The 13428-nt window shown below is 66.4% G+C and carries 15 protein-coding genes and 1 pseudogene; 8 read left to right on the forward strand and 8 right to left on the reverse strand.

All coding sequences use genetic code 11. The features are described from left to right. The 4 genes and pseudogenes from ipdC to echA20 all read right to left on the reverse strand — a co-directional run. Window positions 1–477: pseudogene (gene ipdC / locus Q0W90_RS18280) on the reverse strand ((3aS,4S,5R,7aS)-5-hydroxy-7a-methyl-1-oxo-octahydro-1H-indene-4-carboxyl-CoA dehydrogenase); the annotation flags it as partial. Then, window positions 477–1220 (reverse strand): cholesterol ring-cleaving hydrolase subunit IpdB, encoded by a 744-nt coding sequence (ipdB, locus tag Q0W90_RS18285; RefSeq protein ID WP_297775623.1) that lies wholly within the window; start codon window positions 1218–1220, stop codon window positions 477–479. The gene ipdB and the pseudogene ipdC, both read right to left, overlap by 1 nt. A 3-nt stretch (window positions 1221–1223) precedes the next feature. After that, window positions 1224–2102: a cholesterol ring-cleaving hydrolase subunit IpdA gene (gene ipdA / locus Q0W90_RS18290; RefSeq protein WP_297775626.1), complete on the reverse strand. Its 879-nt coding sequence runs from the start codon at window positions 2100–2102 to the stop codon at window positions 1224–1226. Continuing rightward, the gene (gene echA20, locus Q0W90_RS18295) at window positions 2099–2857 is read right to left on the reverse strand and encodes a (7aS)-7a-methyl-1,5-dioxo-2,3,5,6,7,7a-hexahydro-1H-indene-carboxyl-CoA hydrolase (protein ID WP_297594715.1); all 759 of its coding nucleotides are present in this window, start codon (window positions 2855–2857) and stop codon (window positions 2099–2101) included. Before echA20 ends, ipdA begins: the two co-directional genes overlap by 4 nt. Before the next feature lie 60 nt (window positions 2858–2917). On the opposite strand from echA20, the gene Q0W90_RS18300 reads away from it, so the two are divergent. Both Q0W90_RS18300 and Q0W90_RS18305 read left to right on the forward strand, forming a co-directional pair. Next, window positions 2918–3715 carry an SDR family oxidoreductase gene (locus Q0W90_RS18300; RefSeq protein ID WP_297594713.1) on the forward strand — a complete coding sequence of 266 codons (798 nt, stop codon included), beginning with the start codon at window positions 2918–2920 and terminating at the stop codon, window positions 3713–3715. A 14-nt stretch (window positions 3716–3729) separates the two neighbouring features. Continuing rightward, window positions 3730–4635, forward strand: a complete 906-nt coding sequence (locus Q0W90_RS18305) for an SDR family oxidoreductase (RefSeq protein ID WP_297594710.1) — start codon at window positions 3730–3732, stop codon at window positions 4633–4635. A gap of 25 nt (window positions 4636–4660) precedes the next feature. Here Q0W90_RS18305 and Q0W90_RS18310 read toward each other — a convergent pair whose 3' ends face one another. Genes Q0W90_RS18310 through Q0W90_RS18325 form a run of 4 tightly spaced genes read right to left on the reverse strand, consistent with a single transcriptional unit; the run spans window position 4661 to window position 7261 of the window. Beyond that, window positions 4661–5152, reverse strand: coding sequence for a nitroreductase family deazaflavin-dependent oxidoreductase (locus tag Q0W90_RS18310; protein WP_297594709.1), 492 nt, complete (start codon window positions 5150–5152; stop codon window positions 4661–4663). Between the two features lie 20 nt (window positions 5153–5172). Beyond that, the gene (locus Q0W90_RS18315; protein ID WP_297594706.1) at window positions 5173–5625 is read right to left on the reverse strand and encodes a nitroreductase family deazaflavin-dependent oxidoreductase; all 453 of its coding nucleotides are present in this window, start codon (window positions 5623–5625) and stop codon (window positions 5173–5175) included. A 59-nt stretch (window positions 5626–5684) separates the two neighbouring features. Then, window positions 5685–6077 carry a hypothetical protein gene (locus Q0W90_RS18320; RefSeq protein WP_297594704.1) on the reverse strand — a complete coding sequence of 131 codons (393 nt, stop codon included), beginning with the start codon at window positions 6075–6077 and terminating at the stop codon, window positions 5685–5687. Between the two features lie 8 nt (window positions 6078–6085). Next, complete coding sequence (locus Q0W90_RS18325) at window positions 6086–7261, reverse strand: steroid 3-ketoacyl-CoA thiolase (RefSeq protein WP_297698808.1); 1176 nt, start codon at window positions 7259–7261, stop codon at window positions 6086–6088. 132 nt (window positions 7262–7393) lie between these two features. Here Q0W90_RS18325 and Q0W90_RS18330 point away from each other — a divergent pair, with 132 nt between their 5' ends. From Q0W90_RS18330 to Q0W90_RS18355, 6 genes are read left to right on the forward strand one after another with little or no spacing between them, the layout of a single operon-like run. Continuing rightward, window positions 7394–8644 (forward strand): cytochrome P450, encoded by a 1251-nt coding sequence (locus Q0W90_RS18330; RefSeq protein ID WP_297594700.1) that lies wholly within the window; start codon window positions 7394–7396, stop codon window positions 8642–8644. Beyond that, complete coding sequence (locus Q0W90_RS18335) at window positions 8644–9657, forward strand: acyl-CoA dehydrogenase family protein (protein WP_297594698.1); 1014 nt, start codon at window positions 8644–8646, stop codon at window positions 9655–9657. Before Q0W90_RS18330 ends, Q0W90_RS18335 begins: the two co-directional genes overlap by 1 nt. Beyond that, window positions 9648–10811 (forward strand): acyl-CoA dehydrogenase FadE29, encoded by a 1164-nt coding sequence (gene fadE29, locus Q0W90_RS18340; RefSeq protein ID WP_297775633.1) that lies wholly within the window; start codon window positions 9648–9650, stop codon window positions 10809–10811. The genes Q0W90_RS18335 and fadE29 overlap by 10 nt, the downstream gene beginning before the upstream one ends. Beyond that, window positions 10808–11779: an OB-fold domain-containing protein gene (locus Q0W90_RS18345; protein ID WP_297698816.1), complete on the forward strand. Its 972-nt coding sequence runs from the start codon at window positions 10808–10810 to the stop codon at window positions 11777–11779. Before fadE29 ends, Q0W90_RS18345 begins: the two co-directional genes overlap by 4 nt. After that, on the forward strand, window positions 11776–12177 hold the full coding sequence (locus tag Q0W90_RS18350; RefSeq protein ID WP_297594692.1) for a MaoC family dehydratase: 402 nt from the start codon (window positions 11776–11778) through the stop codon (window positions 12175–12177). The genes Q0W90_RS18345 and Q0W90_RS18350 overlap by 4 nt, the downstream gene beginning before the upstream one ends. Further along, window positions 12178–13359, forward strand: a complete 1182-nt coding sequence (locus Q0W90_RS18355) for a lipid-transfer protein (protein WP_297594690.1) — start codon at window positions 12178–12180, stop codon at window positions 13357–13359. Window positions 13360–13428: the final 69 nt, after the last annotated feature.

Below are 13428 nucleotides of genomic sequence, written 5' to 3' on the forward strand. Positions count from 1 at the left end.
CACCGACGGCAGCAGCAGGGTCGTGGCGACCGGCCCGGTGTGCCCGCCACCCTCGCCGCCCTGCACGATCATCGCATCGGCGCCCCAGCCCGCGACCTTGCGCGCGTGCTTGGCCGCGCCGATCGACGGAATCACCACCGCGCCGGCATCTTTGAGCCGGACGATGAGCTCCTGCTTGGGCGCCAAGGCAAAGGAAGCGACCTTGACGCCTTCGCGGATCATCAAATCGACGCGGTCGCCGGCGTCGGCGGCATCGGCGCGGATGTTCACGCCGAACGGCTCGTCCGTGGCGGCCTTGACCTTGGCGATGGCCGTCGCCAATTCGTCCAGCGTCATGGTGGCCGAGGCCAGGATGCCCAGCCCGCCCGCGTTGGCGGTGGCGGACACCAGTCGGGCGCCGGCCACCCAGCCCATCCCGGTCTGCACCACCGGGTGCTCGACGCCAACCAGCTCGGTCAGCGGCGTGCGCAACTTCATCAACGTATCTCTCGGTCGCGCAAGGACTTCGGATCGATCGTCTCGCGGATGAGGCGCAGTTCGTCGTCGGTGGGCAGGCGGGTCGCGGCGGCGTCCTCGAGGCCGTGGATCTCGAATGAGGTGGCTTCGCGGACCTCTTCCGCTGAGACGCCGGGGTGCAGGCTCAGCGCCCGCATGGTCCGGTCGGGGCCGCCGAAGTCGAACACGCCGAGGTTCGACACCACCCGGTACGTGTTGGCGAAGCGAAACGCCGGATTGTCGGCATCCACCTTGTCCCAGCCGACACCGCAGACCACGTCCACCTTTTCGCTGAACACCCGCTTGGAGTGGTTGCCCACCCAGTAGCTGGTCGCGTGGTTGATGGCGTTGCCGGGGGCGCCGCGCACGCCGAACATCTGGCGTTTGGGTCGCTGTAGCGGGCCGAACGCCGAGATGTTCTGATTGCCGAACCGGTCAACCTGATTGGCGCCCATGACCACATGGCGGCGCCCCCAGGCCAGCGTCTCGAACACGCGGCCGAACGGCATCCATCCCTCGACGGCTCCGGTCGCACCCAGCGCCGGCGTGTCGGCCAGCAATTGGGCCTCGCCGTCGGTCAGCAAGATGTCGGGGGAGAAGGTCAAGCGGGCCAGCCGCGCCCCGACAGAGGCCATGTTGGTCATCGGGCTGACCATGATCTCGCCTGCATCCCTGAATAATTCGGCGCAGGCGACTGCGCACACTTCGGCGCGGGTGCTGCTCACTTTTCAGGCCTCCTCTGCGAATGCGCGGACCGCCGCCCGATAGTCGTCTTCGTTGCCCGACAGGTACGTCTCGGTGAACTTCTCCCAGCCCTCGTCGGTCGAGGCCGCCTCCGCGTAATGCCGCTGAAACTTTTCGTCCCGGCCGTAATCCGGCGCGGCGGTGGTGAAGTGGGCGCCACCAGGCGCCTCCACCACGCTGTCGACCATCATGCGGTTGACCAGCAGCGCCTGCGGCGGCACCGCCTTGACCAACTCCTGCGTGGAGACGATGCGCTCCACCGACAGATGGCGCTTGTCGGCGGCCATCAGGAACAGATCGTCGAAGTAGGGGTCGATGCCGGTGTAGGCGGCGTTGCCCTGGCTGTCGCCGAGGTGAAGGTGCACGAAGGCGGCGTCCAGGCGCAGCGCCGGCATGGCGATCAGGGTTTCGTGGCCACCGCCGGGCGCCGGATACGGGCTGGTGACGGTGGTCAGCTCGCCCTCCCAGAAGTCGGGCACCGAACTGCCCAGCCCGGCCCGGATCGGCAGGAACGGCAGTCGTTGTGCGGCGGCTTGCAACCCGCAGCGCAGCATGCCCTCGTCCATTTCGCGGGCCTCGATCGCGCCGGCGGCCCGGGCCTTGGCGAACCATGGGTCGTAGAACGGGGGGGAGTCCAGCGAGACGAACCCGTAGTAGGCGCGCTTCACCTTGCCCGCCGAGCACAACAGCCCCAGGTCGGGGCCGCCATAGCTGACCACGGTCAGGTCCGTGACGTCGGTGCGCAGCAGGGCTCGCACGAATGCCATTGGCTTGCGCCGTGATCCCCAGCCGCCGATGCCGATGGTCATGCCGCTGCGCACCTGCGCGACGGCCTCGTCGAGGCCGGTTCTCTTGTCGGTCATTCCTTGTTGCCCTTTGCCGTGCCGGCGAACGCATCCCGGTGCTCGTCGGACACCCCGGCGAGATTGAGCTCGAACGTAAAGCCTTGCTCCATGCGGTAACTCGAGTTGACTCGTTGCACGTCGATGAGGTTCAGCGCCTCTTTGGCCGCGCGGATGACTCGGGTGTCCTTGGCGGCGATGTCTCGCGCGACGCGCAACGCCGCTTCATCCAGCTGATCGCGCGGCACCACCTCGTGCACCGAACCGAAATGGTGCAGGGTGGCGGCGTCGACGGTGGCCGCGGTGAAGAACAGCCGTCGCATCAGGTGCTGGGGAACCAGCCGGGACAGATGGGTGGCGGCGCCGAGCGCGCCGCGTTCCACCTCCGGCAGCCCGAAGGTGGCGTCCTCGGAGGCGACGATGACGTCGGAGTTGCCGACCAGGCCGATGCCGCCGCCGACGCAGAATCCGTTGACGGCCGCGACGACGGGCACCGCGCACTCATAGACCGCGCGGAACGCGGCGAAGCAGCCGCGGTTGGCATCGATCAGCGCGGTGAATCCCTCGGTGCGCTGCATCTCCTTGATGTCGACCCCGGCGTTGAAACCGCGGCCCTCGGCCCGCAGGATGACGACGTGGGTTTGCGGGTCCCGGCCGGCCGCGGTGATGGTGTCGGCGAGGTCGAACCAGCCGCGCGACGGGATGGCGTTGACGGGCGGGAAGTCGACGGTGACCGCGACGATGCCCGGTTCGGTGGTTGTGGATGTGATGGGCAAGGTGCCACTTCCTTGTGGGGGTAACTACCTAAGCAAGCACTTGCTTGGTACGCTAGCACAGTGACTCGCGCCGAAGCACGCCCCCCATTTGCAGAAGCCATGAACTTGGGGCTCGCCGGGCGGGTGGTTCTGGTCACCGGCGGTGTTCGTGGGGTGGGCGCCGGCATCAGCTCGGTTTTCGCGGCGCAGGGCGCCACCGTCGTCACCTGCGCACGACGGCCGGTCGAGGGATTGCCGTATGAATTCCACTCCTGCGACGTGCGCGATGACGACGCGGTCAAGGAATTGATCGACATCATCGCGGACCGGCACGGCGGCCTCGATGTCGTCGTCAACAACGCCGGCGGATCGCCCTACGTGCTGACCGCGGAATCCAGCGCCAAGTTCAACCGCAAGATCATCGAGCTCAATCTGATTGGTGCGCTGTCGGTTTCGCAGTACGCGAACGACAAAATGCAAGCCCAGCAGCGCGGCGGGTCGATCATCAATATCTGCAGCCTCAGTGGCCGGCGGCCGTCCCCCGGCACCGGCGCGTACGGGGCGGCCAAGGCGGGCCTGGAAAGCCTCACCCAGACCTTGGCTGTCGAGTGGGGGCCGAAGGTCCGGGTGAACGCCTGCGTGGTCGGCATGGTGGAGACCGAACAGTCAGAACTGTTCTACGGTGACGCCGAATCGATCGCCGCGATCTCGAAGAATGTGCCATTGGGTCGTCTGGCCAAGCCCGAGGATGTCGGTTGGGCCGCAGCGTTTTTGGCCTCGGATGCGGCCTCCTATATCAGCGGGGCCTCGTTAGAGGTGCACGGCGGTGGCGAGCCGCCGCACTATCTGTCCACCACGACCGCCAGCGCGGTCAAGTAGAGGAGACACGAACTATGGGAGTGGTTGACGGCCGCGTCGTCATCGTCACCGGAGCGGGCGGCGGTATCGGCCGCGCGCATGCGCTGGCCTTCGCCGCCGAGGGTGCGCGGGTGGTGGTCAACGACATCGGGGTGGGCCTGGACGGTTCACCGGCGGGCGGCGGTAGCGCCGCCCAGGGTGTGGTCGACGAAATCACCGCGGCCGGTGGCGAAGCCGTCGCCAACGGATCCAACATCGCAGACTGGGACCAAGCCGCCGGTCTGATCCAGACCGCCGTCGAAACCTTCGGCGGCCTGGACGTTTTGGTGAACAACGCCGGCATCGTGCGTGACAGGATGATGGCGAACACCAGCGAGGACGAGTTCGACGCCGTCATCGCCGTGCACCTCAAGGGGCACTTCGCCACGATGCGGCACGCCGCGTCGTATTGGCGTGGCCTGTCCAAAGAGGGCAAACCCGTTGACGCGCGGATCATCAACACCAGTTCGGGTGCCGGCCTGCAGGGCAGTGTCGGGCAGGGCAACTACAGCGCCGCCAAGGCCGGGATCGCGGTGATGACGCTGGTTGGCGCGGCCGAAATGGGTCGCTACGGCGTCACCGTCAACGCCATCGCGCCCTCGGCCCGCACCCGCATGACCGAGACCGTGTTCGCCGAGATGATGTCGACCCAGGACCAGGATTTCGATGCGATGGCCCCGGAAAATATTTCCCCGCTGGTGGTTTGGCTGGGCAGCGTCGAATCGCGTGACGTGACCGGCAACGTGTTCGAAATCGAGGGCGGCAAGATCCGGGTCGCCGAGGGCTGGGCGCACGGGCCGCAGATCGACAAGGGGGCGAAGTGGGACCCCGCGGAGCTGGGGCCCGTCGTCGCCGATCTGCTCGCCAAGGCGCGCCCGCCGGTCCCGGTCTACGGCGCCTGACGCACCGCCGACGCCGAACGTACACTCACGGCAATAATTTCGGCGATTTCTCGCCGTCAGTGCACGTTCGGGGAAGTGGCTCGCACACCACGAGCGGGATGACCCGGTCGGCGGCTTCGCGGTACTTGCGATATGGCGGGTACATCCGCGTCAGCCGTGGCCAATACCGTTCGCGCTCAGCGTCTGTGGCGTCGCGCGCGACCAAATCCAGGCGCTGGGCCCGGATCTGCACCCGCACCTCGGGATTCTCTTTGAGATTGCGATACCACAACGGATCTTCGTCCCGGCCGCCGAAGGACGCCGGCAGGATGACCCGGTCGCCGTCGCGCAGGTACAAGGTCGCGGTGGTCCGTGGTTCGTTCGATTTGCGTCCGGTCGTCGTCAGCAGCGCCGCCGGGAACCGCAACAGTTTCGCGCCGAGCCTGCCGTCGGTTCGGCGGTATGCCCAAATATGCAGGCGTGCGAAGTACTTGAGCAGCAGCGCAATCGGGCGAGAATTGCGGATCCAGTGGGGCATGCTACTCAGGATAGTTCGGCTCAGGGGTCGCAGATCACGACCGGGATGACCCGACCGGTCCAGGACCGGTAGTCGTCGAACGACGGATACATCGCATCCAACTTCGGCCAGTACTCGGCGCGCTCCGCCTCGGTGGCATCGCGTGCCTGCAGTTGCAGCACCTCGTCTTTGATCTGCACCGAGACTTTCGGGTTCGCCTTGAGGTTGAGGTACCACAGCGGGTGTTTGTCGCTGCCACCTTTCGAGGCGACCAGTACCACCCGGTTCCCCTCGCGCAGGTAGAGCAGCGGGCTCACCCGCGGTTCACCGGTCTTGCGGCCCGTGGTGGTGAGCAGCGCGACCGGAGCCTTCTGGAAGGTGCCGCCGAATTTTCCGTTGCTGCGTCGGTAGATCCACGCGTTCCCCTTGGCCATCCATTTGATGATGAAGCCGACCCAGGGTGCGTTCAGTGAACGTGGCTTCGGTTTCGGCATGATGTTCCTCTGTGCTCGATCTGGCCGGCCGCGCCGCATCCGCTTTGCGGGCTGCGTCGTTACCGGCGGTGCTGAATGAAGGGTTGGAAGCGGACCGTGATGTGGTGGATTTCGGCCTTCCCGCTTGCGCTTTCGGCCGGAATCACGAAGGTCTCGTTGACGTGCGCGGCGACCCGACGGCCGCCGAACGCGGCCTTGGTCAGCACCTGGTACGCGGCGTGCACCTCGTCGCCGTCGATGCGGTAGTCCGGCGGCGTCGTGTGCGCCAGCAGACGATACTGGGGCCCGCGATTCAGGCTGCGCCGCAGATGATTTCCCGAGAACCCGTTTTTGATTCCCTGCTCGATGCGGATGCAGTGGACCGCGAACGGGACGGCGTCGCCGTCATGGCTGACCAGCGCGTCGATGTAGGCCTGTGCCGCGGCGATGCGGCTCTCTTCGGAGACGATCAAGTCGCGAGCTAGATGCGCTCGATGATGGTGCCCGTCGACAGGGCGCCGCCTGCACACATCGTGATCAGCGCGGTGGTCTGGTCGGTGCGCTCCAGCTCGTGCAACGCGGTGGTGATCAACCGGCTGCCGGTGCTGCCCACCGGGTGACCCAGTGCGATGGCTCCGCCGTTGACGTTGACCTTGGCCATGTCCGGTTCGTGCACGCGGGCCCACGACAGCACCACCGAAGCGAATGCCTCGTTGATCTCGGTGATGTCGATGTCGCCCATCTTCATGCCCGCCTTGTCCAGCACCTTGGCCGTCGACTGCACCGGTCCGTCCAGGTGGTAGTAGGGCTCGGCGCCGACCAGCGCCTGGCTGATGATGCGGGCGCGCGGCCGCAGCCCCAGGGCCTTGGCCTTGTCCTCGTCCATCCACAGCACGGCCGCCGCGCCGTCGGAGATCTGCGACGACGTTCCCGCGGTGTGGATGCCGCCTTCGATGACCGGCTTCAGCGCGCTCAGACCCGACAGGGTCGTCTCGCGCAGGCCCTGGTCGCGGGAGATGGTGACGCGCTCGGACGTCGGCTGCTTGTTCTCGTCGAGCGCCGGGGCTTCGATCGGGGAGATCTCGCGGTCGAATCGGCCCTCGTCCCAGGCCTGCTTGGCCTTGGCCTGTGAGTAAAAGCCGAACTCGTCGATGTCCTCGCGGGTGATGCCACGCCGCTTGGCGATCCGCTCTGCGGCGGTGAACTGGTCGGGCAGGTCGATGTCCCAGGACGCGGGCCGCAGGATGCCGCGGTCGGGGCCGGCGTTGGCGCCGAGCCCGACGCGGCTCATGGCCTCGATTCCGCAGGCGATGCCGACGTCGATGGCACCTGCGGCGATCAGACCGGCCACCAGGCCGTTGGCCTGCTGGCCGCTGCCGCACTGGCAGTCGACGGTCATGGCGCCGACGTGTTCCGGCAGCCCGGCGACCAACCAGCTGACCCGGCTGATGTTGTTGGACTGCTCGCCGTACTGCGTGACGCAGCCGCCGATGACCTGTTCGACTTGGCCGGCTTCAAAGCCGGAATTGCTGCCGGCCTTCTCGACCAGCGCCTTCTGGACCGCTCCCAACAGCTCGGTGGCGTGCAGACCGGACAGCCATCCGTTCCGCTTGCCGATGGGGCTGCGAGTGGCTTCAACGATGACAGGGTTACCCATTCCGTCAGGCTAGAACACGTTTCATTACTCTGACAAGCGAGGATGGTGACCTGCCTTTTATCTGCGCAGGAGCCGTGTTTTACTGGCACTAGAACACGTTGCAATTAGTGTTGTAAAAGGAGCACACCGCACATGGCACCCCCCAACATTCCCGCCGACTTCGACTTTCTTGACCCCGACCTCAACCTTGCCGGGTTGCCCGTCGAGGAACTCGCCCAGCTGCGCAAGGCGGAGCCGATCCACTGGGTTGATATCCCGAATGGCGCGGGTGGGTTCGAGGACCACGGATATTGGATCGTCACCAAGCACGCTGACGTCAAGGAGGTGTCGCGCCGCAGCGACGTCTTCTCGAGCTGGTTGAACGGTGCCATCCCGACGTGGCCGCCGGAGATGAAGCGGGAACAGGTCGAACTGCAGCGCAGCGTCATGCTCAACATGGACGCACCCCACCACACCCGGTTGCGCAAGATCATCTCCCGCGGGTTCACGCCACGGGCCATCGGGCGCCTGGAAGCCGAACTGGCTCAGCGCGCCCAGAACATCGCCAAGACCGCGGCGGCCGAAGGTAACGGCGACTTCGTCGAGCAGGTGTCGTGCGAGCTGCCGTTGCAAGCCATCGCCGGCCTGCTCGGTGTTCCTCAGGAAGATCGCGACAAGCTGTTCCGCTGGTCCAACGAGATGACCGGCGGTGAGGATCCCGAGTACGCCGACATCGATCCCGCGCAGTCGTCGATGGAACTGATCATGTACGCGATGGCGATGGCCGAAGAGCGGGGCAAGAACCCGACCGACGACATCGTCACCACGCTCATCCAGGCCGACATCGATGGTGAGAAGCTCTCCGACGACGAATTCGGCTTTTTCGTGGTCATGCTCGCGGTGGCAGGGAACGAGACCACCCGCAACTCGATCACCCACGGAATGATCGCCTTCGCCAACAACCCGGATCAGTGGGAGCTGTTCAAGAGGGAGCGCCCGTCGACCGCCGCCGACGAGATCGTTCGCTGGGCGACGCCGGTATCGGCATTCCAGCGCACCGCCAACGAGGACACCGAGCTGAACGGCGTCCACATCAAGAAGGGTCAGCGGGTCGTCATGTCTTACCGGTCCGCCAACTTCGACGACGACGTCTTCGACGACCCGCACACCTTCAACATCCTGCGCGACCCGAATCCCCATGTCGGTTTCGGTGGCACCGGCGCCCACTACTGCATCGGCACCAACCTGGCCCGGATGACGATCAACCTGATCTTCAACGCGGTCGCCGATCACATGCCGGACCTCAAGCCGCTGTCGGAGCCCGAGCGGCTGCGGTCGGGCTGGCTCAACGGCATCAAGCATTGGCAGGTCGACTACACCGGCAAGCCCGCGGTGACGTCCTGATGGACTTCGACCTCACTGCGACGCAACACGCCGTCGCCGATGTGGTGACGTCAGTGTTCGAGCGTGAATTGAGTTGGGACGCCTTGGTCGACGGGGGCGTGACGGCGCTCCCGGTGCCCGAACGCCTCGGCGGCGACGGCGTGGGCCTGCCCGAGGTCGCCACCGTGCTGACCGAGATCGGTCGTCACGGCGCCATCACCCCGGCCCTGGCCACCCTGGGTTTCGGCGTGGTGCCGCTGGTTGGTCTGGCCTCCGACGAACAACAGGACCAATTTTTGGCCGGCGTCACCAAGGGCGGTGTGCTGACCGCGGCGCTCAACGAGCCCGGTACCGCGCTACCGGACCGGCCGTCGACCGTGTTCGCCAACGGCCGGTTGTCGGGCACCAAGGTCGGCGTCGGCTATGCCGGACAAGCGGATTGGATGATCGTCACCGCCGACAGCGCGGTGGTCGTGGTGTCGCCGAAGGCCGACGGTGTCGAGGTGGTTCGAACCCCGACCTCGAACGACTCCGAGGAGTACACGGTGACGTTCGCCGATGTCGCGGTCGGGGACTCCGGCGTTTTGGCGGGCGCCACGGCGTCCCGGGTCAACCAGTTGGTCCTGGCCGCCACCGGCGCCTACGTCGACGGCCTGGTGGCCGGGGCGCTGCGTCTGACCGCCGACTACGTGGCCAACCGGAAGCAATTCGGCAAGCCGCTGTCGACGTTCCAGACCGTGGCCGCGCAGCTCGCTGAGGTCTACATCGCCTCGCGCACCATCGATTTGGTGGCGAAGTCGGTCGTGTGGCGGCTGTCGGAGGGACGGGACGCCGACAACGACCTGGATGTCCTCGGTTACTGGATCACCTCCCAGGCGCCGCCGGTGATGCAGCTCTGCCACCACCTGCACGGCGGCATGGGCATGGACATCACCTATCCGATGCACCGCTACTACTCCACGATCAAGGACCTGACCCGGCTGCTGGGCGGCCCGTCGTATCGTCTCGACCTGGTGGGAGCGCAATGTTCATAGACCTGACTCCGGAGCAGCGCCAGCTGCAAGCGGAACTGCGGGAATACTTCTCGAACCTGATCTCGTCCGACGAGATGAAGGCGATGGAGCAGGACCGTCACAACGAGGCCTATCGCGCGGTGATCCGGCGGATGGGCCGCGACGGCAAGCTCGGCGTCGGGTGGCCAAAGGAGTTCGGCGGCTTGGGCTTCGGCCCGATCGAGCAGTCGATCTTCGTCAACGAGGCACATCGGGCCGACGTGCCGCTGCCCGCGGTCACGCTGCAGACGGTCGGTCCGGTGCTGCAGCAGTTCGGCAGCGAAGAACAGAAGAAGAAGTTCCTGCCGGCGATCCTGGCCGGTGAGGTGCACTTCGCGATCGGCTACACCGAGCCGGAGGCCGGCACCGACCTGGCTTCCCTGCGGACCACCGCCGTGCGTCAGGGCGACGAGTACATCGTCAACGGGCAGAAGATCTTCACCACCGGCGCCCACGACGCGGATTACATCTGGCTGGCCTGCCGCACGGACCCGGAGGCCGTGAAGCACAAGGGAATTTCGATCCTGATCGTCGACACCAAGGATCCCGGCTATTCCTGGACGCCGATCATCTTGTCCGACGGCGCCCACCACACCAACGCCACGTATTACAACGACGTGCGGGTGCCCGCCGACATGCTGGTCGGCGAGGAGAACGGCGGGTGGCGGTTGATCACCACCCAGCTCAACAACGAACGAGTCATGCTCGGCCCCGCGGGCCGTACCGCCGGCATCTACGACCGGGTGCACGCCTGGGCGTCCAAGCCGGGTAGTGACGGGGTCACCCCGATCGACCACGCCGACGTCAAACGCGCACTCGGCGAGATCCACGCGATGTGGCGGATCAACGAGCTGCTGAACTGGCAGGTGGCGGCCGCCGGCGAGGACATCAACGTCGCCGACGCCGCATCAACCAAAGTCTTTGGTACGGAGCGCATTCAGTATATCGGGCGGCTCGCCGAGGAAATCGTCGGCAAGTACGGCAACCCCGCGGAAGCGGACACCGCCGACCTGCTCAACTGGCTGGACTCCCAGACCAAGCGCAACCTGGTGATCACCTTCGGAGGCGGCGTGAACGAAGTGATGCGCGAGATGATCGCCGCGGCCGGACTCAAAGTGCCGAGGGTGCCTCGATGACCGAGATCCAGGACGCCATCGCGGAAATCAAGGCGGCCGGCGGCCCCAAGCCGCGCGCCGGCCGTGATGCCGTGAACCAGCCGATGATCAACAACTGGGTGGAGGCCATCGGCGACAGCAACCCGATCTATGTCGACGCGGCCGCGGCGTGCGCGGTCGGGCACCCCGGAATTGTGGCACCGCCGGCCATGATTCAGGTCTGGACCATGTTCGGCCTGGGTGGGGAGCGTCCGAAGGATGACCCCATGGGTCCCATCATGGAACTGTTCGACGACGCCGGCTACATCGGCGTGGTCGCCACCAACTGCGAGCAGACCTATCACCGCTACCTGCAGCCCGGTGAACACGTCAGCATCACCTCCGAGATGGGTGATGTGGTGGGGCCCAAGCAGACCGGTTTGGGTGAGGGCTATTTCATCAACCAGCACATCATCTGGCGGGTGGGCGACGAGGACGTCGCCGAGATGAATTGGCGCATCCTCAAGTTCAAGCCCCGCGAATCCGAGGCGCCGGCGTCGTCGGTGCCCGACGACCTCGACCCCACCGCCATGATGCGGCCCTCGTCGTCGCGCGACACGGCGTTCTTCTGGGAGGGTGTCAAGCAGCACGAGCTGAGGATCCAGCGGCGTCCGGACGGCAGCCTGCAGCACCCGCCGGTGCCGGCGGTGTGGCAGGACGCTAAAAAGGAAGTCGCGCCGGCCGATTACCTGGTGGCCGGCGGCAAGGGCACGGTGTTCAGCTTCGTGGTGCACCACGCGCCGAAGGTGCCCGGCCGCACAGTGCCGTTCGTGATCGCCCTCGTCGAACTCGAGGAAGGCGTGCGCATGCTCGGCGAGCTGCGCAACATCGAGGCCGCCAAGGTGAAGATTGGAATGCCGGTGCAGGCAACCTATATCGACTTCCCGGCCGGTGACACCGGGCCGGAGTGGAGCCTGTACGCCTGGGAGCCCGTGGAGGCTCGAGCATGAGCGCACCGGTCCTCGAAGTCGGCACCACGCTGCCCGAGCTCAAGCTCTACGGCGACCCGACGTTCATCATCTCAACCGCCCTGGCCACCAGGGATTTTCAGGACGTGCACCACGACCGTGACCTGGCGCAGGCCAAGGGATCCAAGGACATCTTCGTCAACATCCTCACCGACACCGGGCTGGTGCAACGCTACGTCACCGATTGGGCGGGTCCGTCGGCGCTGATCAAGTCGATCGGGCTGCGCCTCGGGGTGCCGTGGTACGCCTACGACACGGTGACGTTCTCGGGTGAGGTGACCGCCGTGGAGGACGGGCTGGCCACCGTGAAGGTGTTTGGCCGCAACAGTCTTGGTGACCATGTCATCGCGACCGTGACGCTGACGATGGGGGATGCGTAGATGTCAGCGGGTTTACTGAGCGGCCGAGCCGCGATTGTCGGCATCGGCGCGACCGACTTCTCGAAGGACTCCGGCCGCAGCGAGCTGCGGTTGGCCGCCGAGGCTGTGTTGGATGCGTTGGACGACGCCGGGCTGAGCCCGGCCGACGTCGACGGGCTGACCACCTTCACGATGGACACCAACAACGAGACCGCGGTCGCGCGTGCGGTCGGCATCGGTGACCTGAAGTTCTTCTCGCAGATCGGCTATGGCGGCGGCGCCGCCTGCGCGACCATTCAGCAGGCCGCGATCGCCGTCGCCACCGGGGTGGCCGACGTCGTGGTGGCCTACCGCGCGTTCAACGAGCGCTCGGGCATGCGGTTCGGTCAGGTCCAGACCAGGCTGGCCGGAGATGCCCGCGCACAAGCTGATTCGACCACGGCGGACAATTCCTTCTCCTACCCGCACGGGCTTTCGACACCGGCCGCGCAGGTCGCGATGATCGCCCAGCGCTACATGCACCTGTCGGGTGCGACCAGCCGGGACTTCGGCGCGATTTCGGTGGCCGACCGCAAGCATGCGGCCAAAAACCCGAAGGCCTACTTCTACGAGAAGCCGATAACCATTGAGGATCACCAGAATTCGCGATGGATCGCCGAGCCGCTGCGGCTGCTGGACTGCTGCCAGGAGACCGACGGGGCGGTGGCGATCGTGGTGACGTCGCCCGAGCGCGCGCGGGACCTCAAGCAGCGACCGGCGATCATCGAAGCGGCGTCGCAGGGCTCCAGTCCCGACCAGTACACGATGGTCAGCTACTACCGGCCCGAGCTCGGCCTGCCGGAGATGGGGCTCGTCGGCCAGCAGCTGTGGTCGCAGTCGGGGTTGAAGCCGACCGACATCCAGACCGCGGTGCTCTACGACCACTTCACGCCGTTCACCCTGATTCAGTTGGAGGAGTTAGGATTCTGCGGCAAGGGCGAGGCCAAGGATTTCATCGCCGACGGTGCGATCGAGATGGGCGGGCGGCTCCCCATCAACACCCACGGCGGCCAACTCGGTGAGGCCTACATCCACGGCATGAACGGTATCGCCGAGGGTGTGCGGCAACTGCGGGGCACCTCGGTGAACCCGGTGCCCGACGTCGAGCACGTCCTCGTCACCGCGGGTACCGGCGTGCCCACGTCGGGCCTCATCCTCGGCTAGCGGAGCGGCCAGTGAGCCGGCTTCCGGGCCGGCTACCGGGCTGTGCCGCCGAGCGCTCGGGATTTGCCG

It is taken from the genome of Mycobacterium sp., from assembly GCF_025933915.1.
Classification (GTDB): Bacteria; Actinomycetota; Actinomycetes; order Mycobacteriales; family Mycobacteriaceae; genus Mycobacterium.

Excerpts from the sequence above, each read along its gene's own strand:
- ipdA (WP_297775626.1), bottom strand. The coding sequence starts at position 2,102 with ATGACCGACAAGAGAACCGGCCTCGACGAGGCCGTCGCGCAGGTGCGC.
- Q0W90_RS18305 (WP_297594710.1), top strand. The coding sequence starts at position 3,730 with ATGGGAGTGGTTGACGGCCGCGTCGTCATCGTCACCGGAGCGGGCGGC.
- Q0W90_RS18310 (WP_297594709.1), bottom strand. The coding sequence starts at position 5,152 with ATGCCCCACTGGATCCGCAATTCTCGCCCGATTGCGCTGCTGCTCAAG.
- Q0W90_RS18315 (WP_297594706.1), bottom strand. The coding sequence starts at position 5,625 with ATGCCGAAACCGAAGCCACGTTCACTGAACGCACCCTGGGTCGGCTTC.
- Q0W90_RS18325 (WP_297698808.1), bottom strand. The coding sequence starts at position 7,261 with ATGGGTAACCCTGTCATCGTTGAAGCCACTCGCAGCCCCATCGGCAAG.
- Q0W90_RS18330 (WP_297594700.1), top strand. The coding sequence starts at position 7,394 with ATGGCACCCCCCAACATTCCCGCCGACTTCGACTTTCTTGACCCCGAC.
- Q0W90_RS18335 (WP_297594698.1), top strand. The coding sequence starts at position 8,644 with ATGGACTTCGACCTCACTGCGACGCAACACGCCGTCGCCGATGTGGTG.
- fadE29 (WP_297775633.1), top strand. The coding sequence starts at position 9,648 with ATGTTCATAGACCTGACTCCGGAGCAGCGCCAGCTGCAAGCGGAACTG.
- Q0W90_RS18345 (WP_297698816.1), top strand. The coding sequence starts at position 10,808 with ATGACCGAGATCCAGGACGCCATCGCGGAAATCAAGGCGGCCGGCGGC.
- Q0W90_RS18350 (WP_297594692.1), top strand. The coding sequence starts at position 11,776 with ATGAGCGCACCGGTCCTCGAAGTCGGCACCACGCTGCCCGAGCTCAAG.
- Q0W90_RS18355 (WP_297594690.1), top strand. The coding sequence starts at position 12,178 with ATGTCAGCGGGTTTACTGAGCGGCCGAGCCGCGATTGTCGGCATCGGC.